The sequence below is a fragment of the uncultured Hymenobacter sp. genome (genome assembly GCF_964242765.1).
Lineage (GTDB): Bacteria > Bacteroidota > Bacteroidia > Cytophagales > Hymenobacteraceae > Hymenobacter.
Window position 1 is genome coordinate 33,438 of the sequence record NZ_CAXTBM010000001.1, and the last position, 23,395, is coordinate 56,832.

The following is a 23,395-nucleotide window of genomic DNA, read 5'->3' on the forward strand; positions in this document are numbered from 1 at the left end:
TGTGCACCATTTCAAGGCGTGGGTAGCCTGCACAATACAGCCCTGCTGTTTTAATTAATAGCCATCAGGTAGCATCCTCTCGGGGCTGACAGGCTGCGCTTTGAACTTACACGGCGCCACCAGCTATTCAGGCCTTCGCTTTAGGCTAATAGAATGACCCGGCGGTTCGAAGCAAGGATCAACATCTTCTAAATGATTTAAGAGCAAGTAGTAGCGAAATGCTACGCACTAAACGGGATTTTCCATGAAACAAAACCATACTGCGCAAAGCATGCTCCACTGGATTTGGACTTTCATCTTCGCCAAAACACAAAAGTTTACACTGCTGACTCTGTTAGCAATACTCTCTTTCACGCTGCCAGGTTACAGCCAGAACGTTTGGCTGGGCATGAAATTCACGGTAGGGAACAATCCCATCCAAGTGACCGACTTAGGCAGAGTCCACGTAGTTGGCAACAGCCGAGCCCACACGGTGAAGCTGGTAGTAGCTAGCACTGGCGCCGACGTAGCTTCTGGCTCTGTCGCCATCAACATGGCAGGCGGAACAGAAGGCCAGTTCGCCTACGTAGCTCTCGCTAGCCCAGTAACGCTGGCTGCAAACACCGCCTACTACTTGGTAAGCGAAGAAACGAACGGAGGCGACTATTGGCATGACTCTAACACTGCCGTTACCACCGATGCCGTTGCAGTATGCAACGGACCAGTTTCAGGTAGTGGCAACGTGTTTAATGCTGAGGCGGGCAACCCAAACTTCACTTACGTACCGCTCGATTTCCGTTATACAAGCGCCTCACTTGGCCTACGTAACCCTGACAATCCAGCCAATGCAGTAAACGGCCTCTCCTATGCCTATTTCCAGGGTAGTTGGAGCGCTGTCCCCAACTTTAGCGCCCTCACGCCGGTGAAGAGCGGGGATGAAACGGGTTTCTCTTTAGCAGCTCGCACCCGCAATGATGACTTCGCGTTTCGTTTCTCGGGCTACGTGGATGTGCCAACGGACGGTACCTACACTTTCTACACCACCTCTGATGATGGCTCGGTGCTCTCTATCGGCGGAACGGTGGTTGTCAACAACGACGGCCTACATGGCCAAGCAGAGCGCTCAGGCACCATCGGCCTGAAGGCTGGTAAGCACGCCATTACGGTGGGATACTTTGAGAGAAGCGGCGGCGAAATTCTGAACGTAAGCTATGCTGGCCCCGGCATAAACAAGCAGTCTATTCCTGCTTCGGCTCTGTATCGCGGCACTGCTACTAGCACAGAGGTGGCAACTGGCTTGCGCAATCCTGACAATCCAGCCAACGCAGTGAGTGGCCTTTCTTACGGTTATTATCAAGGCAGCTGGAGCGCTATACCTAACTTCAACTCTCTCGTATCGGTGAAGAGCGGAGATGTAACTAGCTTCTCTTTAGCACCGCGTACTCGCAATGATGACTTTGCGTTCAGCTTCACGGGCTACGTGGATGTGCCAACGGACGGTACCTACACTTTCTACACCACCTCCGACGACGGCTCGGTGCTCTCCATCGGCGGAACGGTAGTAGTTAACAACGACGGCTTGCATGGCGAGCAAGAGCGCTCAGGCACCATCGGCCTGAAGGCTGGTAAGCACGCCATTACGGTGGGATACTTTGAGAGAAGCGGCGGCGAAATCCTGAACGTAAGCTACGCTGGCCCAGGTCTGAGCAAACAGTCTATTCCTGCCTCCGCGCTCTATCGTACCTCATCTGCTAGCACAGTAGTTACCGGCTTGCGCAATCCTGAAAACCCAAGTGATGCCGTGAGTGGTATATCTTATGCCTACTATCAAGGCGCTTGGAGCAATGTGCCCAACTTCAGCTCGTTGACTTCAGTTAAAACCGGTAACGGAACGGCTTTCTCTTTAGCACCGCGTACTCGCAACGATGACTTCGCGTTCAGCTTCACGGGCTACGTGGATGTGCCAACGGACGGTACCTACACTTTCTACACCACCTCCGACGACGGCTCGGTGCTCTCTATTGGCGAAACGGTGGTTGTCAACAACGACGGCTTGCACGCCGAGCAGGAGCGCTCAGGCACTATCGGCCTCAAAGCAGGTAAGCACGCCATTACGGTTGGGTTCTTTGATAGATCTGGTCAGGAAGTCTTGAACGTGAGCTACTCCGGTCCAGGAGTGAACAAGCAAGTAATTCCTGCTTCGGCCCTGTACCGCTCTTCCAGTGCATCCAGAACTGCAATTGCTTCTTCCTCGGCCTTGCCGTCGGCTCCGCTCTCCGTCTTCCCTAACCCTAACACCGATGGGCGGCCTACTATCACCTGGCAGGCAAAGCAGGCCCAGGACGTAACCTTGCGCATCTTCGATAAGCAGGGCACGATGGTTAGCTTGCTCACTCGCTCAGTACCAGAAGGCGAATCCACTTTCCGGTTGCCAAACACGTTAGTTAGGGGTACTTATTACCTGAGAGCTACAATCGATGGTGAGCCACAGAACTTCACGCTCGTTGTAGAATAAGTCGAGATACCTCTAAATAGGTTTCAAATTCAGGCTGCAGCGCCTGTACGGAACGCTAGAAATAGCTCCGTGCAGGCGCTGCTTTTTGGTTGCGTACGGGGCGTGAAGCCTCAGCACTAATAATAGAGTCCGCGTGCTACGAAGCCCCGGCGCTTGCTCCACTCAAGCGCCGGGGCAGGCAGGTGGAAAATACTAGCCACATAAAACACGCGGCGCAGCAACTTGCTCCTAGTCGGGATGTGGCGCAAGTCTACGTCCAGGCTTAGATAATATTGGCGGTAAGCCTGCAAGCCAGCTGCGGCATTGGTAGCGGGGTCGTTGAATACCATCTGCTGGCCCCCGTAGCCCACAGCAGGTTGCAGCCAACGGGGCCAACGTGAACCAGCAGGCAGCCAAGCGCCCACGTCGGCGCAAAGCCAGTAGGTTTGTCCGTTGTAATCTTTCAGATGCTGCTCGGCCAGGCTTTTGCCGAGCACGTTGGGACGACGGGCAGCGTAGGGCGTGGTATGAAACGAGTATTTGGGCATGATGCGCACCTGCTGCCAAGCCAGTTGCTGACCAATGAGTGCTACCGAACCAAGAAAGTTGGCCGCCAAATCGGTAGCCGAAGCGCCGTAAGCAGGGTCGCGCCCGTCGAGCAGCTCAATCGGGCTTTGCAGCAGGAAGCCCACGAAGCCGCCGTACCAGATGGCACGGCGCTCGGGCACGCCGGCCCACTGAAGCATGTCAACCGCGCCCCGGCTTTCGTGGAAAGCTCCCCAAAAGTGACCCGCCTTGTCGAGTTGCTTCCACTCGGGAAAGTCATTGAACCAGTGAAGCTTGGTTTTTTCGCCGGTGTACCAGCCTTCACTTAGTCCATAGGTGAGGCCCGTATACGAAACAGCTAAGCCAGCCGCGAGGAGGGGCAGGCGTCGGTTCAGGCGAGTGGTAACGGTGTCGGGCTGTGGGGGCGAGGAGGCGAAGGAAGGTGTTGTTGTTTCTGCTGCTTTATTGGGGAAAGAGGACTGCTGGGCCAGCACCGGAGCAGCCAGCAGTACGCTAGCTAAGGCTGCCCCCAAGTAGCAAGGCGCAAATAATCGGCTGGGGGAAGAGCGAAGTAAAGGCGTGAGGTGAAAAGGCGCAGCGCAACCGTAGGGCATAGGCAAAGCTACAAACAAAAGCCGCTGCGGGGCTGCGACTAGGTGTGCGGATTGACTACCTTTCGATGATTTTCAGCATTTTTCCACGGCTGAATAGCACTCAGCCTACCTCCATTCCCACTTCCTTTTTCATGAAAGCACTTCGACTATTGGGCAGTTTGTGGTTGCTACTGACTAGTTCCCTGGTGGTTCGGGCGCAGGTCGTTACGTCTCAGCCGACCTTTTTCCAGGACAATACTTCCGTTACGCTCACTTTCGACGCCAGCCAAGGTAACGGCGGACTGGCCGGGTTTACAGGGCCGGTCTATGTCTACACCGGCGTAATTACCAACCTGAGCACGTCGCCCGCTGATTGGAAGTACGTGAAGAGTCCCTCCTTTGCTACCGCCGACCCCGCCGCGCTGATGACGCGCGACGCCACCAACCCCAACCTCTACCGCATCACGTTCACCCCGCGTACATTCTACGGCGTACCGGTCGCCGAGCAGCTACTGAAGTTAGCTATGCTTTTCAAAAACGCCGATGGTAGCGTAGTCGGGCGGGGAGTCAATAGCGGCGATATTTTCGTGGATGTGTTCCAGGGCGGCTTAGCGGCGCGCATCACAGCGCCGGCTGCCGGTGGCAACGCGCAGTTTGTGGCAGCCGGCACTACGGTTAGCGTAACGGGCGAAGCGTCGTCGGCTTCGCAGCTTACGCTCAGGCTGAACGGCACGCAAGTGGCGCAGCAGGCTTCGGCCACCACACTTACCACGGGCGTTGCGGTGACGCAGACGGGCCGCAACGTGGTGCGCTTCACGGCTACCAGCGGCACGACCACGGCCACCGATTCGCTGATTCTGGTGGTGCGGCCTACCGTAACAGTGGCCGCCTTGCCAACGGACGCCAAGAAGGACGGTATTACCTACCTCAACGGCGGCACATCCGTAATCCTGAGCTTGACGGCGCCGGACAAGCAATTCGTGTATGTGCTCGGTGAGTTCAACAACTGGCAGTACGCCAACAGTGGCTTCATGAACCGCACCCCCGACACCGACGCAGCCAATGCCCGGTGGTGGGTGCAACTAAATGGCCTTACGCCCGGCCAGGAATACGCGTATCAATACGAAGTAGATGGGGCATTGCGCGTAGCCGACCCGTATTGTGAGAAAGTGCTGGACCCCGGCAACGACCAATTCATTCCGGCCGTCACGTACCCGAACCTGAAGCCTTACCCGGTTGGCCAGACCACCGGTATTGTCTCGGTGCTGCAAACCAACCAGACGCCGTACCAGTGGCAGGTAAACAACTTTCAGAAGCCTAAGCGCACTGACTTGGTGGTGTACGAACTGCACCTGCGCGACTTTGTAGCCCGCCACGACTACCAGACCCTGCGCGATACGCTCGGTTACCTCCAACGGCTGGGCATCAACTGCATCGAGCTGATGCCGGTCAACGAATTTGAAGGCAATGATTCCTGGGGCTACAATCCCTCGTTTTACTTTGCGCCCGATAAATACTACGGCACGAAAAACGCGCTTAAGAACTTCATCGACGAAGCCCACCGCCGCGGCATAGCTGTGGTGCTCGATATGGTACTCAACCACAGCTGCGGCCAAAGCCCCATGGTGCAGCTGTACTTTGATGGCGGCAACCCCGCCACCAACTCTCCCTGGTTCAACCGTACCGCCACGCACCCCTTCAACGTGTGCTACGATTTCAACCACGAAAGCGCCTTCACCAAGTATTTCAGCAAGCGCGTGATGGAATTCTGGCTCCAGGAGTACCACGTCGATGGGTACCGCTTCGACCTAAGCAAAGGCTTCACCCAAGTTAATTCTGGTTCCAACGTAAGCCAGTGGGGCAACTACGACCAGTCGCGCATCAACACCTGGCTGGACTACCACAATTTCCTGACTTCCATCGACCCGACTGTGTACCCAATTCTGGAGCACTTCGCCGACAACAGCGAAGAGAAGGTACTAGCCGATGCCGGCCTGATGCTGTGGGGTAACTTGAATGGCTCTTATAATGAGTCCTCTATGGGTTATTTTGGCCCTATTAGCAACACGGACCCACGAGAAAAATCGGATTTCAGCGCCGGTTATTTCGGCAACCGCAACTGGCTCTACCCACACTTGGTGACTTACATGGAAAGCCACGACGAGGAGCGGATGATGTTCAAGAACATCACCTTCGGCAGCCAAACCAGTGCCCCGACTTATGATGTGCGCAATCTGGCCACGGCTTTGGCTCGCCAGGAAGCTGCCGCTGCCTTTTTCCTCACCGTACCAGGACCCAAAATGGTGTGGCAGTTTGGAGAAGTAGGCTACGACGTGAACATCGACTTCAACGGCCGCACCGGCCCTAAACCTATCCGCTGGAACTACTATCAGGAAGCTGACCGGCGCAAACTCTACAACGTGTTCCGTGAACTGATTGCTTTACGCAAAGTGGAGCCCGCGTTTGAAACCGGCACCTTCACGCAGCAAGTAAGCGGTGTCACCAAGTCCTTGCACCTCACTGACCCCAGTCTGAGCGTAACTGTGATAGGCAACTTCGACGTGGTAGCCCAGCCCATCAACCCGGAGTTCCAGCGTACCGGCAAATGGTACAACTACCTTACCGGCGACAGTATCACGGTAGCTACTACCGCAGCCAATATCACACTTCAGCCCGGTCAGTACGCCGTGTACACGTCTCGGCTTATCAAGAAAAACACGGTGCTGGCTACCAAAGCCCGCGCCACCAATGCGTTGCGTCTGACAGCCGCGCCCAACCCGACCAGCGGCAGCGCTTTGCTCCGCTACGAGCTAACTGCTCCGGCTGCTGTCACCGTTACGGTCCACAATCTGCTAGGCAGCACCCTGCACACCATTGAGTTAGATGCTCGTCAAGCATCAGGGCCGCATGAACTGAGCTTACCGGTTCGGGACCTTGCCAACGGCGTGTATCTCGTACGGCTTAGCACCGGCCAACTCACGCAAACCACTCGGTTGGTGGTACAGCATTAGAAGCCTCAATAGCTTTAAGCTTAGAAGCTGTTTAAGTTGATTTTTTGGCTGCTAGCAGTAGAGACGCCTACTAGCGTCTCTACCCTTTGCCTTAAGCAGTTTCTTAGATATTTCTACAATTTACAGGCACAAAAAGAGGCGCTTCCTTCATGAAGGAAGCGCCTCTTTTTGTGCTTAGCAAGCAACTGCTTACAGCGGCGTTTTAAGCAAGTTTGCTTTCGTGGTAGGATACCAGGTCATCAATAGGGGAACGGATTATCTTGCCGACTTCCATTCCGTTTTTGCGGGCTGCCTGCGCTAGTGCATCACGGAAATTATAAGCCACCGAACCTATGCAATTGAAGGTATACTGTTGGTAATTAGGGTAATGCACCACAATGTTTTCGAAGAAAGTCTCGAAACCCTGCAACACTATTTCGCGGCAGTAGCTGATGTTGTTGTGGTCGTAGGTGAACTTGCCGAAGCTGGCCAGAAAGCGGTTGGGGAGCGGCTTGTTGTAGAGAAGGTCCAGAACTACTTCGCGGGTGAGCTTGAACTCTTGCTGAAAGATTTCCTGTAATCCGTCGGGCAGCAAACCGCGCAGATAGTCGCGGAGCAAACGCTTGCCGATGAATGAGCCGCTGCCCTCGTCGCCTAAGAAGTAGCCGAGCGAATCCACGTTATAAATGATTTTCTCGCCGTCGTAGAGGCAGGAGTTGGTGCCGGTGCCGAGGATAGCCGCAAAACCTGGCTCGTCGCCGAGCAGGGCGTGGGCCGCCGCCAGCAAATCCTCGGCAACTTTGGCCTTAGTGTTCGGAAAAATTTGGCGCATGGCGGCGGCCACTCGCTCGGCCTTTTCCGCGTTTGATACGCCGGCCCCGTAGTAGTACACTTCGGTTATTTCCTGGCGGGGCAGCGTACTGGGCAGGCTCTTTTCGAGAGAGGCCGCAATGGCCTCGGTGCTCATGAAGTCAGGATTATACCCTTCGGTGTTAAAAAACACGCGGTTTCCAGCACCATCAAGCTGGCACCAGTTGCTCTTGGTCGAGCCGCCGTCGGCAATAAGAATCATAGGAGAGGTAAAAGTTGGAGCAGAGTGAGAAGACAAGCAATAGGAGGCAAAGCAAACAAAAACTTTCTGTTAAGCACGAATTATTAAGATGCGTATCCTTTAGTTGAAGGATTTCCAATTGTAACTCCATAAAAAAGGCTGCTGGGTAACAGCAGCCTTTGGACTAAGCGAAACTCCGATATCAATTATCGGGTCAGCGTATATGTCATAGCGTTAAGATCGAGAATAATTGTGTAAGTGCCGGCTGTAGGTACCGTGATGTTGTTATTCGGACTCGTATCGAGCGGGGCGGTACCGGCACTGCTTCTGGTGGCAGTGGAGCCGTAGTTGGTAGCCCAGTCACTGTTGAGGCGGAACTTAAATTCGCCGGCATTCAAGCTGCGCGTTGTCCGGTACGTTCTCGTGTCGCAGTCGTAGGCTAGCGCAACGTCGGTGCTCCAGTCAACACCCGCTGGCCCGATAATAGACCATCGATTGGTGTTAGGTGCTACACACATTTTGTAGGAAGTAGCCGTCAATGCAATTGTAGGGGAGTACTGAGATGAGTTAGCGGCCACATACGACTTCAGACGAGCCTCCAACGGAGTGGCAACACCCGGAGCTAACCCTAAGCTGTTCAAACTGCTGTTGAGATCTTTAACCAGCACTGCCTTCGTAGAGCTAGTGCCAGTACCCATATCGATGACGGCAGGTTTTGCAAAATTATTGCCCTGCTTATCGATTTCCAGAGCGTAGGTAACAACGGGGGTAACTGCCGTTTGCTCGTTGTTGCTCCAAGCATAAGTAACCGGCGTCCAGGAAAACGTAACGGCGGTTTGTTCGCTGTTGGTTTGCTGCAACACGACGTTCGCAGCAGATGCTGAGAGCGTGGTTGCAGTAGTAGGAGTAAGCGTGGCCCGCACTTCATCTTTCTCACAAGATGTAAGCGTCATGGCTGTTACGGCAAGTAGGCTCGCCGCTTGAAAAAGCCAATTTTTCATGAAAATCGAGGTAATGCGTAGGGAATGGGGAGGAAGTAAACTGCTTCCTGGACTTTAGCTCTTGAAATACAGCAAGAAACGTAAAGTCCAGGAAGACAGATGTATAGTTTAGTAACCCGGATTCTGACGGCCCGCTAGGTTGGGGTTCGCCACAATGTCGGTATTAGGAATAGGGAACAGCACGCGAGTGGCTTCTACATCACGGCCAGCCCGAACACCGCCTTTGAAGGGCCAGTTATAGCCAGTGGCATACCGCCCGAAGCGAATCAGATCAGTGCGGCGGTGGCCTTCCCAGAACAATTCACGAGCCCGCTCGTCGAGAATATCGTTCACGTTCACAGCAGTGGCCGCTGAGGCGTTAGCACGAGTACGCAAGTCGTTCACCTGGCTGAGCGCCGTACCAGCCGTGCCGCCCGTGCCACCTCGCAGCAAAGCTTCGGCATACATTAGCTTCACATCAGCCAAGCGGAACATTGGGAAGTCGGTATCGGGGAAATCGCGGGCTGGGTCAGAACCAGGTGCACCAGTTGAAGTCACATTCCGATATTTAGCAATTAGCGCCCCACTGGTGAACTGGTCGATCGTATCCACATTCGGGTTCTGAGCTCGGGTAACAACCATCGCCCGGCGAGCATCGTTAGTGCTTGATGTGGCAAGCAAGCCTGTTAGGTTCTGCTTGGCGCGCAGCCCAAACCAGCCCCCATTAACACCAGCGCTAGTTGCCGAAACCGCCCGACCGACAGGAGCACGAACCAAGTAGGTCATACCCCCATAAGTCTTGGTGCGGACACCATCGAAGTTCACCGAGAAGATAAGCTCGTTGCGAGCTGCCGTTTGGCCGTTGTCAGCCAAAAACAAGTTAGCGTAGCTAGGGCTTAGGGTGTAGCCCGCGCTTAGCACCTTGTTGGCATAGGTCACGGCATCAGTGTAGCGGGCGGTGCCCGTGTATACCTGCGCGTTCAAGTAAAGCTTGGTAAGCAAAGTCCAGCACATACCTTGGTCGGCACGGCCATAAACAGCCCGCGGTGCCAGCAACAAGCCGCCGATGTCTAAGTCTTTCAATTCCGACTCTACATAGGCAAACAGATCGGCCCGGCTGGCGTAAGACGGTTTGGTGCCAATGGAAGCTTCTTCGGTGGCGAAAGGGCCGCCTCCGAATAGGTCAACGACGTGCCAGTAGCAGAGCGCCCGCAGCAAGCGCGCCTCGGCCCGGTAGGTACGCACGGCGCTAGCTTCATCGCCGCTAATGCCCCGGTCGGAAAGCCGGGCATCAGAGGTTTGCCGGATGAACTCGTTGCAAAGCCCAATTTCGTAGTAAATTCGGTCGTAAGTGGCCCGCACAAACTCGTTGTCGGCGTTCCATTGCACGGTATTGATAGAAACTAGATTGCCATCGTTCCATCCTAGTATGGCCTCATCAGTAGTGAGTTCCTGCAGTTGCCAGTACTGACGTAGGTAGTTAGAGAAGCCTTCGTCGATGCCGGTGATGTCGGGGGCACCAGCTGGGCCAGTCTGCCCGCTCACGGCGAAAGTGGCGTAGAGGCGGGCCAGCACCTGCTGGATCTGGGCCGGGTCGCTGTACACTACTTCGGCATTGGCCGAGTAGTCAGGAACTTGGTCGAGGTCATCGACGCACGATGTGGCCAGGGCCGATAAGCCAGTAGCCAGCGCCAGTATACCTAGCGCACGAGTGAATTTAAAGTATTTCATGATGCGAGAGGTGGGAAAATTTAGATGCCAAGATTGAGGCCGATAGTAAACGTACGAGGCCGAGGGTAAATCGTATTGTCGACGCCGACGGTAGGAAGCGGATTAGGATTGGTAGGCGTGGAGGCAGGTATGCTAACAACCTCCGGATCGATGCCTTTATAGTTAGTAACCAGGAACACGTTCTGCACGGCAAACGACAATCCCAGCGTGGTGCCTTTGCGCACTAATTCGCCGAAATTGTAGCCCAGCGTTATGTTTTCCATACGCAGAAACGAACCGTTTTCAATAAAGTAATCCGAGAAATACTGAGCCGAGGTGAAGCCCGAGTTCAGCACTTCCCGATTGCGATTCACTACGAAGCCACTCGTGCTCAAATCGTAAAAGGCGTCGGCGCGACGGTTATTGTATACGTAGTTGCCTAGATTAGAGCGCAGAGTGAATGCCAGATTGGCCTGACCATACGTGATGTTAGCGCCCCCACCCAGAATAACGTCAGGACGAGCCGACTTGTAGCGGTAGCGGTCCGAGCTGGTGATCGTGCCGCTACCGTCGCGGTCCACGTACACGCCCTCCAGCGGTTGGCCGTTTGCGCCGTACACTTGCTGGTTGACGTAGAAAGACTGGGCCGAGTAACCCACCGTATTCACCTGAATCGTATTGCCTACACCCCCGCCAATGGCACCGGTTAGCTGCCCTATGTCGTTCGGCGAGTCGGCACCGGTGAGCTTAGTGAGCCGGTTGCGGTTGTAGGTAGCGTTGGTGTTCACCGTTATGTTGAGTTTTTCTCCTTTTACAACATCTAAGTTGGCAATTAACTCCACCCCCTTGTTGGTGAGCGAACCTACGTTGAACGTGCCGCCGTTGGAAAGTCCTTCTAAGGCGCTTACATTAATAAAGTTAAGCAGGTCCTTGGTGTCGCGCTTATAGAAATCAATCGAACCATAGAAGCGGCCCCCGAAGAAACCGTAATCCAGACCGGCGTTGTAGGTAGTAGTAGTTTCCCAAGTGATGTTCGGGTTATACTGGTCTGGGCGCAGCGTGCGAATGGTGTCGTTGCCCAATTGGTAGCTTGCTGCTAAATTACTGAGCGTGAGGTTAGCCAAAAACGGATAAAAATTGCCGCCCAGGTCCTGCTGACCAGTTTTACCGTAACCCAGACGCAGCTTCAATTCAGAAATGCCCTCCGAGTCTTTCAGGAAGTCTTCGCCCTTGATGCGCCAAGCAAAAGCGCCGGAAGGGAAGTAACCGAAATGGTTAGGATTGAAGCGCGACGTACCATCAGCCCGGAACGTGCCGGTAAACAGGTACTTATCGGCAATATTGTAGTTGAGGCGCCCGAAGAAGCCTACCAGTATATTGGTATTCAGGTAGGTATCTTGGCCCGTGTAGCTCAAGGACACCGGCGTGAAGATGGATCTATCAGCGCGGAAATCATCGAACACGTAGCTGCGGTTTTCGAACTTCTGGTAGGAGTAGCCCAGCAGCAACTCGGTGCGGCCTGGTCCAATCGTGCGCTCGTACTTGGCGTAGGTTTCGAGCAGCGTATTATTGAGGTCTTGCTTGTAGTTGTTATTGATGCCGCGCCGGTTGAAGTCGGAGGAGGCGGTAGCGGGCACGAAAACAGTGCCGTTGCCGCGCTGAATGTCGTAGCCCAGGTTGATATTGGCGCTCAACCCGGTCACGAACGGCAGGCGGTAATCCAGCTGAATGTTGCCAATGCTGCGCTTTACCGTACTACGGTCGCGGCGCTGATTAATTAACCCTACGGGGTTACGGGTAGCTAACGGGTTGGGTGCACTAGCCCCGCTCGGGTCCAAAAACTCGAAGTAGCCACCAAACGGGGCATACCGCTCATCTGTGGAAGTTACCGGCTGCGTAGGGTCGAAGCTAACAGCCGCGCCTACGGCGGCCTGATTAGAGAAGTTATTGTCGATCCACGAGCCTTTGGCGTTCAGCGTCACGCGTAGGTTGCCGTCAAGCAACACAGGCGTCAAGCTGACGGCGCCGCTAAAGCGTTTCAGGTCGTTTTCTTTCAGCAACCCTTGCTGCGACAAAAAGCCGCCCGACACCCGGTAAGGCACCGGGCCGGCCGAACCGCTCACGCTTACGTTGTTGTCGGCGGTGTAGGCCTGGCGGTAGATCTCGCGCTGCCAGTCGGTATTGGCTGCACCGAGGGTAGCTATCTGGCTGGCTGAACCACGGGTGTTGGTCAACGTCCGGAATTCGTCGGCCGACAGTACGTCTGCATATTTAGCCACAGTGGCCACCGACTGTTGCGTTGATAGGCTCACATGAAACTTTTCACCCTGTACACCGCGCTTGGTGGTTACTAGAATAACGCCGTTGGAAGCGCGTACCCCATAAATAGCAGTCGAAGAAGCATCTTTCAAAACCGTAATGCTCTCAATATCATTGGGGTTGATCAGCGACAGTGGGTTAGATGCGCCGGCAATGCCCGAGTTATCTACCGGCACGCCGTCGATAACAATCAAGGGCGAGTTAGAGGCCGACAGCGACGAGCCACCCCGAATCAGAATCTGGCTGGCGGCGCCAGGCGCTCCACCACCAGTGGTGATTTGGACACCGGCCACTTTGCCCTGCACCAACTGCTCAGGGTTGGTAACCTGCCCTTTCACGAACTGTTTCTCACTTATTTGCTCGACTGCACCCGTTAAGTCTTGCCGACGCTGCGTACCATAGCCTACTACCACTGCCTCGTTGAGCAGCGTCGTATTTTCGGCGAGGGTTAGGTTGCCTACGGCCGTGTTCTGACCGGCTGTGCTAGTAAAGGACTGACGCAACGACGTGAAGCCTACGTAGGAGACGACCAGAGTGTGAGGACCCGCCGGGATGTTCTGAATAGAGAACGTTCCATCTGCATTAGTGGAGTTGCCGAGTGTAGTTCCGTCTACAAGGGCTGTTACGCCTGGTAGGCCTTCATCTTTCTCGTCTACGACACGGCCACTCACTGAACCAGTCTGGGCGAATGCGCTAGTAAAACCAGCGCACACAAACAGTAGCAAAAACAAGAGTTTTGCCAGGTAGGGGTGTTTCATTGGGAAATAATTTGGGTGTTGAAATGGATTTTCCCGGCTTGGCCGGAGTGGGAATTTAGGGTGCCTCTCAACGTGAAAGCAAAAGCTGGAACGTAGTCGGTAAGCCACAATGCAAGCCCTTGCCAAAGACATTTGATGTCGGCGACTCTTTCAATTAGTGCGCAAGTTAAATGTTTGCCACCGACATCGGAAACGTTTGCGGAGGCTCCCTAAGAATAGCAATAATTTAATTTGTCTTGCGAAATTTCGCTCACCCCAACAGCTGTGCTCTTTGAATTAGCCTTGATTAATTTGCATCCATCCTATTCGGAACCTTTCCTTCGGATGATAGTTGCTTCATGGCGCGCCCCGCTTATGTTCAAAACCATGCGTAAGGGTAATAATTCCAGATAATAGGGCATAACCTGAATTTTTAGCGTGCCCTATAATTCATGGCCTCCTCTGCATGAAAAAGCGTAGAATAGATGCTTGTCTATCCGGAAATGAATACCCGTTCACTGAAAAAGTTATCTTCTACGGCGTCAAAGGGCTAATTAAATGCAGATAAGCACTCCAGTAGTACTAGATTATCTGCACGGTTTTTACTTCTGATTCTTTACTTCGCACCTCTGCGAATGGGCAGTATACTGATCGAATGGTATCACTTGCCTACCATATAATATTATATAGTGTTCGTCAAAGTCCAGCTTTCAGCTTCGTTGCTAACCCAAACAATGGGTTAGCTGGCTACCTGATTAGCAGTAAGAAGAACGCTGTTAATCTTTATGCCATGGGAAAAATGCAATTATTATTTTCAGTGAACCTTACTCAACTAGTAATTAGGCGAGGTTAATATACTTGTGCACCTATGTTGTCTTGCTACATTCAGATAATCTAATGTTTGTGGGTGGTCAGGATAATTGCGCAAGTTGATGCTGATCAGACGCTATTCCAGAATCACCTTGCGGCCAGTACCCTCGTCGCCAACTTGAAAGCTTAACTAGGTAGGCAGCGGCTGCCAGATCACGGAGCTCGTGTTTTGATTGCCAGCTGACAGCTCGTTCGTACCAAAACGAACGAGTTGGCCTGTGGCGTTATATACGTCCAATAACCATTACTCTACCCGCTGAGTACTGGATACACCATTCCCATGAGTATAGGCCGCAAACATAACGAGACGACTACCGACTATGACGGGAGTGACAGGACTTAAAGCGGAATTTTACTTTCCCAACCAGCATTCGTTTTGTTAGCTGCGAGGGTGGCCGTGTTCGGGTAAGCGAACTTGCTACCTGGCAGGTCCAGAGCGGGCAGTAGTTGTAGCCTGGCGCCCGCTTTACTGCTCTGCCCGATGTAGCTGTCGGTGCGGGACAGTTCCTCTGGGGATTACTTGCTATTGATGGTCAATGCGTTACTGGTTAAGTTGGTCGCCGCAGCCGTTACTTGAATGATTGCTGGCTTAGTACCGGCGCGCAGCAGAATAGTGGCAATGCCAGCTTCCGCTTTCACGGGGTTGTCACCGACAAGCTCGGCGCCCTGCGCCTGGAAGCTGATAGAGGTAGTGGCGTCGGGTACTACGGTGCCGTTGGCATCAACTACCGATGCATACACAAACACAGCGTCATTCTGTCCGGCGGCTATGTCTTTGCCGTGGCGGGCATAGCTTAGCTGAAGACGTTGCGGCGCGCCGGGAGTGCGCCGTTCCGTTTGGGCGGCGGCCTTACCGTTGCGGTATCCAATGGCTCGTAGCGTGCCAGGGGTGTAGGCGGGCAGCGTGAACGTGAAGGGCGGATGGGCCAGCCGGTTGGAGAAGGTGGTGGCGTCGGGCCGTTGCCGGGCTATGGTTGTGCCATTGAGTTGCAATTCCACTTCGGCGCAGTTGCTGTACACCACCACTTGCTTGGCAGAGGTAGGTTGCCAGTAGTTGGCAATATAAACCATGGGCTTGCCGAAACCGTGGCGGGTTGTTAGCGGGCCGTACTGGCTTTGGTAGAAGTAAAATGCGAATTTGGGCAAGCGGAAAATGTCGCCGACTCCTGAGGACTCGATATCCGGGGCGTAGCCGCGCTTGTAGTCGAACATCAGCCAATTGGCGTTGCCTACAATTGGGCTGCGAAAGTTGTCGTTGTGGGCTTCCTGGAAGTTGAGGGCTTGCTGCGCCAAGGCCCGCTCGCCCTGGCCACGCAACTGGCGCGAAGTTCGCTCCGACTCTTTCAGGCCAGCGTAGGCGGTTTGGTTGAAGCCGGCATTTTGGGCATAATACTCCCAGTCGCCGTACTCGCATAGCAGCAGTGGCTTTTTGCCGGCGTACTTGCTCCAGTAGTCGGGGGCTTTGCTGTGCTGGCGGGCCGGAATAAATACGTCGTAGGCGTAGTCCATCCAACCGCAGGTGTACACGCCTTCCTTCCAGGGGAGTTCCTGATGCACCGCCTGGTGGGTTTGCTCCATGTATGGCTTGCTCATGCCCGTCTCGTTCAGCGACGATTCCCAGAGGACGATGCTCGGGTGGTTTCGGTCGCGGCGCACCATGTCGCGCACGTTTTGCAGGCTGTTTTTCTGAAACTCAGCGCCCCCGAAGAACTGCCAGCCCGGAATGGAATTCATGACCATGATACCTAGCTCGTCGCAGGCTTGCAGAAAGGCTGGGGAAGGTGGGTAGTGGGAGCAACGCACAAAGTTGAAGCCCGCTTCCTTGATCTGCCAAGCGTCGCGGTACTGCGCGTTGTCGGATAGGGCGTAGCCCAGATAAGGATACTCCTGGTGGCGGTTGGTGCCCCGCAGCCGGAGCTTCTGGTTGTTGAGGTAGAAGCCGTCCTTGGCAAAGCGAATAGTGCGGATGCCAGTTTGCAGCTCTTGCCGGTTGATAACTTCGCCCTCACGCAGCAGTTCCACCACCAGCCGATACAGATAAGGCTGCTCCGGCGACCAGAGCCGCGGATTGGCAATGGAAAGTTGCTGGTCTACCCGCTCGAAAGCGCCGGGGGCTATGCCAGCGGCTTCGTTCTGAATCCGGCTGACTTCCTGGCCTGTCTCATCGAGTAGCGTAGCACGTACCTGCACGCTTTGATCCTGAGTTGCTTGGTTCTGCACTTCGGTTTGCAGCCGTAGCGTGGCCGACTGCGGGGTTACGTTTTCGTAGTGCACCAACAACCCGCCGCCCGCCGTCTGGCCCGCTTCTACGGGGTCGGAAATGTGGACTTTGTCTTGTACTAACAGTTCTAGCGAGCGGTAGAGGCCGCTGTAGAAGTTGAAATCCAGATCCTTGAGCGGTTTGCCGGGTGGTACGGCCGGATTGTCCTGGTTGTTGAGCTTTACGAGCAGGCAGTTTTCCTGCCCGAATTTCAAGTAGCGCGACACATCCACGGTGAAGGGCAAATAGCCGCCCACGTGCCGTTCGAGCCGCTTGCCGTTCAAATACACATCGGCCGTGTGCATGGCCGCCCCAAAGTGAATGGCTACCTGCTTACTGGAATCGGCGACGGGTACCTGGAAAAACTTGCGGTAAAAGCAGATGCCCTGCCACTGCTTCTTATCGGTCACAACGGGCTCTAATTGGGCCGTGTGGGGCAACGACACCGTCGCCCACTGGGTGGTACTGTCGGTCGTTTTGGTGAAGAGTGGGGCTGTAACTGCCGTATCCACATCCTTCACGAACTGCCAGCCCTGGTTGAAATCAACGGTTGGGGTTATACTGGATGATTGTTTGGTGCACTCGCTCAGAGCCCCCAGCAGCAGCAAGCCGCCCCCAATACGGGCAAAAACGTTTGAAAGCAGCGGAAAGTCGGACATACAGATTTATTGCAGAGAAACGGATTCGAGGTCGAGGTGGCGCGAGCCGGTGGCTGGGGCGGGCGCATCGAATAGCACTTGTAATACCTCCATTTCAGCTAGTTGCAGGGCTGGTTGGCGGGCAGGCTGGTAGGTCAAGGGGAGGAAACCGGGGTAAGGGCGTGGCACGAGCAACAGGGCGTCGGGGCGGAAAGCAGAAAGCGGAATCCGTAGTTCCTGCATTTCGGGGCCTAGCTGAACGGTGGCGGAATACGCCGTGGCATCCTTTGTGGTGAGCACCACTTTCACGGTAGTGGCCGGCATACTGGCGCGGCCCCTCACAATTACTTCTTTAAAGCTCGCTAACTCAGTAGCCCGGCCTGCTAACTTATGGCCGAAAAAAGTCCGTAGCGCCGCCGCCGGACCCGCTGTTGCAGTTGGCTGCGGCTGGTTGGGCCGTAGGGCTCCTTGCACTAGGCGCAGCGCCAGCGGGCCGGTGGGCGAAGTTACGTAGTCAATCCAGGCGGTGCTGGCGATGCCGCGGGCTTCTACTTGCTCTTGGTCGTGGCCGGCTTGAAAGAGCGGCAGGGGAGTAGCGGGTGCTGCCACTATCGGTGTCTCCCAGTGCTCAGTATGATAGTAGTCCCAATCCCGGGGCTGACCCTCGAAACCACCCGGAAAAGTCAGCGTCTGCTCTTTTTGGCGAAGCACTATCCAGTAACGCAACAAACCCGGATAGGCCAGGTTGGCGGGCACGGTGGCTTCCACGGTGGCATAGCTCGTCGTGGTCATGAGTAGCGTTTGGGTGCGGCCGTAGTAGTGCTGGGCTACCAGAAATACGCTGTCTTGGGGCGTAGCGCCGGTAAGGCGGGCCGTGATGCGCACCGGCTGCCCGGCCGAAACCTGCGCGGGTGGCGTGTGTTGCACTTGCGGCCCCAACTTGGTAGGTGCCGGGGCGGCGTACTCGCCTAGTTTGATGTAGTTGAAGGTAGACTGCGAAGTAAACTGCGTGCTCGACTTGCCGGCTGCTGCCACCACGTACACGCCGGGGCGTACCGTGACGCTGCCGTTGGTGGCTTGAGCCTGCGTGGTGTTGCCGTCGTTGACGGCGCGCAAACTGAAGCTGCCACCCAACTCGGTTAGGGTAATCTGCAAAGGCTGTTCGTTCCACAGAATCTGCGTTACAGCCTTGCTCAAAGATGCTTTTTCGAAAGGGTCCCGAATAGGTACGGCATCGGGCATCACCTCCAGGCGCCACACGCCTGGGGCCAGTCGGTCGAGGAAATACGCGCCGGTGCCGCCGTAGCGCACCACTGGCGAAGAGCCCACGCCCGCTAGGTGCTGTAAGCTAGCTGCGCGTTTGGGCTGCGTGGTGGTGGAAGAGGTGTAGTAGAATTCTTCCGGCGTGTTCATCTCACTGAGGCCTTGCCGATAACTCACCCGAAAGGCGTCGAACACGGAATCCTGCGGATAGCGCCCGAACGTCTGCCCGCGGCCAATGCGGTGGAATACCTTGGAGGCAATGAGCAAGCTCAACGCCTTGGCCGGCGTGTACGCCAGATTCAGGTAGTGCGTCTGGTACTCGGTATTGGCGAAAGCCATGGCCATGGGGTCGTAGGCAAACTGCGTGGCCCACTGAAAACCCGCCTCCCGGAAGCTGCGCGCCATAAACGGGTACATCACCGGCTGAATAATATCGGCCGACTCAAACTCATAAATCATCCGGGCCTTGCTGGTGAAGCGCTTATCCGTCCGAAAAGGAATCGGGTACTGGTCGACGTAGGGCAGGAAGTTGCCGCGCAGGGCATGGCCGCTCACCAAACCCTGCGGGTACCACTGAAATGTCAGCCCATCGACCTTCGCGTTCAGGATGGCCTCGTACACATCCGGATTTTCTGAAACGTTATAGAACACCGGTTTGCGGCAGCCCGTAGCCCGGATGGCCTGAGTCATGCGGTTGGCGAAAGCCGTGACTTCGGCCTCGGGCTTGCGGTAGCGGGGCTCATTGCACACCTCGTAGGCAATGATGTCCGGCTCGTCCCGATTGAGTTGTTTGGTGTAGGGGTTGCGGTGGTTGAGAAACTGCGTCAGGTACTTCTCCTGCGCCAGAATAGCGCGCGGATTGGTGTAGGCCTGCGTTTTCGAAAAAATACTGGAGAAGCCAGTGCCTGTGTCTCGCTCAGGGTAGCCGTTGTTCCAGTAGGCAATAGGGGTCAGAATAATTTTGATGCCGCGCTGCTTGAGCTGCGCCACCAAAAAGTCGAGCAGCTTCAAATGCTCGTTGTCCTGCAGATTACCGAGCGTATCCGTAATTTCCACATCCCACACGTGCACCCGAAACGCATCAACCCCGAGCCTCGACAAGTGGTATACATCCTGCACAATGGCCTGCTCGTGCGATACGCCTAGTTTCTGATGTGCCCGGTAGGCGTGGGCAAAGGGCGTAGTGTAATTCACGCCAAACAACGCTACTTCTTTCTTGCCCTTCTGCCAGCGCAGCACGCCTTGCTTGTCCACAAACACGTCACCTTCCGGTTGTGGTGGTCCTTTTTGCGCCGCCGATGGCAGCACCGAAAGAGCGTTCCAAATAGTAAAAAGCAAGACTAGCAATCGGTACGGCATAAGGAAGGAAGCAAAGTAAAGTTGGCTCATGTCATGGTTAAGCAGACTGAAAAGTAGATAGGTTTATCGGGTTGCACAATCGTTTGCGTGTGGATAGGCCACTATGATTAGCTTAGTTACGGAAGCTAAAGTTGTTTAAAGGCATTTAGGACCGGCCTAACTTGTTGCCGTTCTTTCTGTAACATAAGTCGGTTAAAGGAACTCGGCAGGTACACTGGCTACGCCTGATCCACCAAGTTTATGGCATTTATTGTTGCTAAATCGTAGGCTTGCCAACTACTAATGGCTCCAATGCCACTCCCTCGCTCAATTTCCATGCGTATTGTTTGTTTTCTAGCTGGCTTGCTGCTGTGGTCGGGGGTGGTGCAGGCGCAAACTACTTTTCGCCTCACCCGCATACCGGCCACCACGCCCGCCAATGCCGTGCTTTACCTAGCGGGCTCTTTCAATAACTGGAACCCTAGTAGTGCTGCCCACGCTTTCACCCGCAACCCCGACGGCACCTACCAACTCACGTTGCCGGCTGCCGTAACGGGGCCTGTAGCATTCAAAGTCACCCGTGGGGCCTGGACTTCTTCGGAAACCGACACGCAAAACAACGACGTGGCTAACCGCCGCTACACCATCAATAAAGGTCCTGCTACGGTGGATTTGCAAGTGCTGAACTGGAAGGATTTTGGGGGCAGCAGCAAACCGTGCCAAAGTACGGCCTTGCAGCCCAACGTGCAGATAATCAGTGCCACGTTCGAAATGCCACAGCTTAAGCGCACCCGCCGCATCTGGATTTATCTGCCCAACGACTACGCTACCAACTCCGCCAAACGCTACCCCGTGCTCTATATGCACGATGGCCAGAACGTGTTTGATGCTTGTACCAGCTTCGCCGGCGAATGGAGCGTCGATGAAACTCTAAGCGAGTTGCAACAGCAGGGGCTCGATGCCGTTGGCTCCATTGTGGTAGCCGTCGACCACGGCGGCAGCGACCGGATGAACGAACTTTCGCCTTGGCGCAACCTGAAGTACGGTGGTGGGCAAGGCGACCAATACGTTGATTTCCTGGTTGAAACCCTAAAGCCTTACGTCGATGCTCACTACCGTACGCTCACGGGCCGCGAGTTCACAGGTATTGCGGGCAGCAGCATGGGTGGCCTAATTTCCACCTACGCCGCTTTGAAATACCCGAATGTGTACAGCAAAGTGGCGGTGTTTTCGCCGGCATTCTGGTTTGCCGAGGACTCGTTGAGGCAATACGTGCGCCAGCACCCAGCTAACCCGAATACGCGCTTCTATTTCTTATGCGGCACCACCGAGGGGTCGAATATGGTGCCTTTGATGCGGTCTATCCACGATTCTCTGGCGCGCAGTGGTGTGCCATCTACCAACCTAAGCTTCAACCCCCGGCCAGACGGGCAGCATTCTGAGTGGTTTTGGCGAAGAGAGTTTCCGGCCGCTTATATGTGGCTGAAAGTGCCGGTACGCAGTAAAGAGAAAGAGAATCCATTGCCATTCAGTGCCTATCTAAGTGCGGCCGGCACTGAATTAGTGGTGCATTTGCGATACGGGCAGGTTCAAGCGAAGTTGGAAATAAAGGATAGTAAAGGCAATACAAGGCTTCAGCAGCGAGTGCAATTGGGTAGGCAGGTGGATGTGCGCCAACTGCCTAAAGGAAGGTATACGCTATGGCTAACAACCAAGCACCAGCAAGGAATGCAGATGCTGTTGCTAAATTAGTAGGCGAAGTATAGAGCTAGGCCTGCTTTCTACCTTTAGTCCTTTCTCGTTCGAGAGAAACTAGCTCATCGATCCTTTTCTGGCTAATTCTTAACACTATCGTAACTATTAGCATCTATTCTTGCCATTATTTCATCACAAAACTTAAATTTTGCTTGTGTGATAAAAAACCTGCTTTACCTTTGTGCCACTCAACGCCCTTACTTCCCTTTGGCAATGACCGTTTCAATGACTCAGCAAGCTTGGTGGTGGCCTCTCGGAAATTCCGGACGGGACCTCCTGTGCGTGCGTTAAGAACATCGAAACTCTTCTCCGCAACGACTCTACAGAAAGCCCGGCCGCTCCGCCGGGCTTTTTTATTACCCGGCGCTCAGCTTCTCTCGAAACGCCCCTTATGAAACAGTTCCAGCTCCACACTCGCCACCTCCGCGTCCTAGCCGACACCGTAACGCCCGTAGGTCTCTACCTGCGTCTGCGCGACCGGTACCCCAATTGCTTGCTGCTGGAAAGCTCCGACTATCACGGCCAGCAAAACGCCTTCAGCTACCTCGCCTTCGACCCCCTGGCCCGTTTCGAGTTGAGTGGCAACGAATTGAAGCTGACCTTTCCCGACGACAGCGTTGAAACCGAAACTCTAGCCGAGCCCCGGCTGGCTCTTACGCGCCTTCAGGAATTTGCTGGCTGCTTTCAAACCGAGCCTACTGAGTACGACTTTATTACGGGCGGCTTGTTCGGGTACATCGGGTACGAGGGCGTGCAATACTTCGAGGATCTGAACCTGCGCACCGACAAGCAGGCTGCCGGCCAGATTCCAAGCATTATGTACGGCACTTACCGGTACGTTATTGCCGTCAACCACTTCCGCAACGAGCTGTACGTGTTCGAGCACACACTGGCCGGTGAGGAAACCGACCCCGACGGCCTCACGCACCTCGTCAATCTGGTGCGCAACCCTTCCTTGCCCGATTACAAGTTCTCGACGGTAGGAGAGGAGAGCACCAACCAGACCGACGAGGAATTCCTGAAGGTGCTGGCTGCTGGCCGTCAGCACTGCCACCAAGGCAACGTGTTTCAGATTGTGCTTTCGCGCCGCTTTCAGCAAAGCTTTACCGGCGACGAGTTCAACGTGTACCGGGCGCTGCGCTCCATCAACCCGTCGCCGTACTTGTTCTACTTCGACTACGGCAACTTCAAAATCTTTGGGTCGTCGCCGGAAACCCAACTCCTTATTAAAGGGCGCGAAGCCAGCCTGTTTCCCATTGCCGGCACCTTCCGCCGCACCGGCCACGATGCCGAGGATGCTGCCCTGGCCCAAAAGCTGGCCGACGACCCTAAGGAAAACGCCGAACACACCATGCTCGTCGATCTGGCCCGCAACGACCTAGCCCGCCACGGCGACAACGTACGGGTGAAAACCTTCCGCGAAATCCAGTTCTACTCGCACGTCATTCACTTGGTGAGCGAAGTAAACGCCACGCTAAGCCCAGGTGCTAGCCCGCTGCAAGTGGTAGCCGATACCTTCCCGGCCGGCACGCTTTCCGGCGCGCCCAAGCACCGCGCCATGCAGCTCATCGACGGCCTCGAACCCACCGCCCGCGGTTACTACGGCGGCGCCATTGGCTACCTCGGCTTCAACGGCGACTTCAACCACGCCATCATGATTCGCTCTTTCCTGAGCACGGCGAGTCAGCTGTACTTCCAAGCTGGGGCCGGCGTGGTGGCCGCTTCCGATATCAACTCCGAACTCAACGAGGTGCACCACAAATTGGCTGCGCTCCGCAAGGCCCTGAAAGAAGCCGAAGCTGTTTAAGTTATTAACTCTGAAGAGCCTTCCTCTTAAAGCCAAGAAGCTGCACCTGCCCAGCTGAACCAAGC

General features: G+C 55.0%; 11 protein-coding genes. 4 read left to right on the forward strand and 7 right to left on the reverse strand.

The features are described 5' to 3' along the window. The first annotated feature begins 271 nt into the window (after positions 1 to 271). Entirely contained in the window at positions 272 to 2,494 is a 2,223-nt protein-coding gene (locus tag ACFE7X_RS00115) for a PA14 domain-containing protein (protein ID WP_375433614.1), read from the forward strand. Positions 2,495 to 2,610: 116 nt separating this feature from the next. Here ACFE7X_RS00115 and ACFE7X_RS00120 read toward each other — a convergent pair whose 3' ends face one another. Continuing rightward, positions 2,611 to 3,633, reverse strand: a complete 1,023-nt coding sequence (locus ACFE7X_RS00120; protein ID WP_375433615.1) for a DUF2279 domain-containing protein — start codon at positions 3,631 to 3,633, stop codon at positions 2,611 to 2,613. Between the two features lie 131 nt (positions 3,634 to 3,764). Between ACFE7X_RS00120 and ACFE7X_RS00125 the strand changes: the two genes are divergently transcribed. Continuing rightward, on the forward strand, positions 3,765 to 6,623 hold the full coding sequence (locus ACFE7X_RS00125) for an alpha-amylase family glycosyl hydrolase (protein ID WP_375433616.1): 2,859 nt from the start codon (positions 3,765 to 3,767) through the stop codon (positions 6,621 to 6,623). A 202-nt stretch (positions 6,624 to 6,825) separates the two neighbouring features. On the opposite strand, the gene ACFE7X_RS00130 is transcribed toward ACFE7X_RS00125, so the two are convergent. The 6 genes from ACFE7X_RS00130 to ACFE7X_RS00155 form a co-directional block, all read right to left on the reverse strand. Continuing rightward, a complete protein-coding gene (locus ACFE7X_RS00130; RefSeq protein ID WP_375433617.1) occupies positions 6,826 to 7,674 on the reverse strand; it encodes an N-acetylglucosamine kinase in 849 nt (282 codons plus the stop codon). Between the two features lie 185 nt (positions 7,675 to 7,859). Continuing rightward, positions 7,860 to 8,654, reverse strand: coding sequence for a SusE domain-containing protein (locus ACFE7X_RS00135; RefSeq protein WP_375433618.1), 795 nt, complete (start codon positions 8,652 to 8,654; stop codon positions 7,860 to 7,862). A gap of 108 nt (positions 8,655 to 8,762) precedes the next feature. Then, a complete protein-coding gene (locus ACFE7X_RS00140; protein WP_375433619.1) occupies positions 8,763 to 10,364 on the reverse strand; it encodes a RagB/SusD family nutrient uptake outer membrane protein in 1,602 nt (533 codons plus the stop codon). 20 nt (positions 10,365 to 10,384) lie between these two features. After that, positions 10,385 to 13,420 carry a SusC/RagA family TonB-linked outer membrane protein gene (locus ACFE7X_RS00145; RefSeq protein WP_375433620.1) on the reverse strand — a complete coding sequence of 1,012 codons (3,036 nt, stop codon included), beginning with the start codon at positions 13,418 to 13,420 and terminating at the stop codon, positions 10,385 to 10,387. Between the two features lie 1,365 nt (positions 13,421 to 14,785). Then, a complete protein-coding gene (locus tag ACFE7X_RS00150) occupies positions 14,786 to 17,188 on the reverse strand; it encodes a glycoside hydrolase family 2 TIM barrel-domain containing protein (RefSeq protein ID WP_375433621.1) in 2,403 nt (800 codons plus the stop codon). A gap of 6 nt (positions 17,189 to 17,194) precedes the next feature. After that, positions 17,195 to 19,789 carry a cellulase family glycosylhydrolase gene (locus ACFE7X_RS00155; RefSeq protein WP_375433622.1) on the reverse strand — a complete coding sequence of 865 codons (2,595 nt, stop codon included), beginning with the start codon at positions 19,787 to 19,789 and terminating at the stop codon, positions 17,195 to 17,197. 315 nt (positions 19,790 to 20,104) lie between these two features. On the opposite strand from ACFE7X_RS00155, the gene ACFE7X_RS00160 reads away from it, so the two are divergent. Then, the gene (locus tag ACFE7X_RS00160; protein ID WP_375433623.1) at positions 20,105 to 21,520 is read left to right on the forward strand and encodes an alpha/beta hydrolase; all 1,416 of its coding nucleotides are present in this window, start codon (positions 20,105 to 20,107) and stop codon (positions 21,518 to 21,520) included. Between the two features lie 394 nt (positions 21,521 to 21,914). After that, a complete protein-coding gene (locus ACFE7X_RS00165) occupies positions 21,915 to 23,330 on the forward strand; it encodes an anthranilate synthase component I family protein (protein WP_375433624.1) in 1,416 nt (471 codons plus the stop codon). Positions 23,331 to 23,395 lie beyond the last annotated feature (65 nt).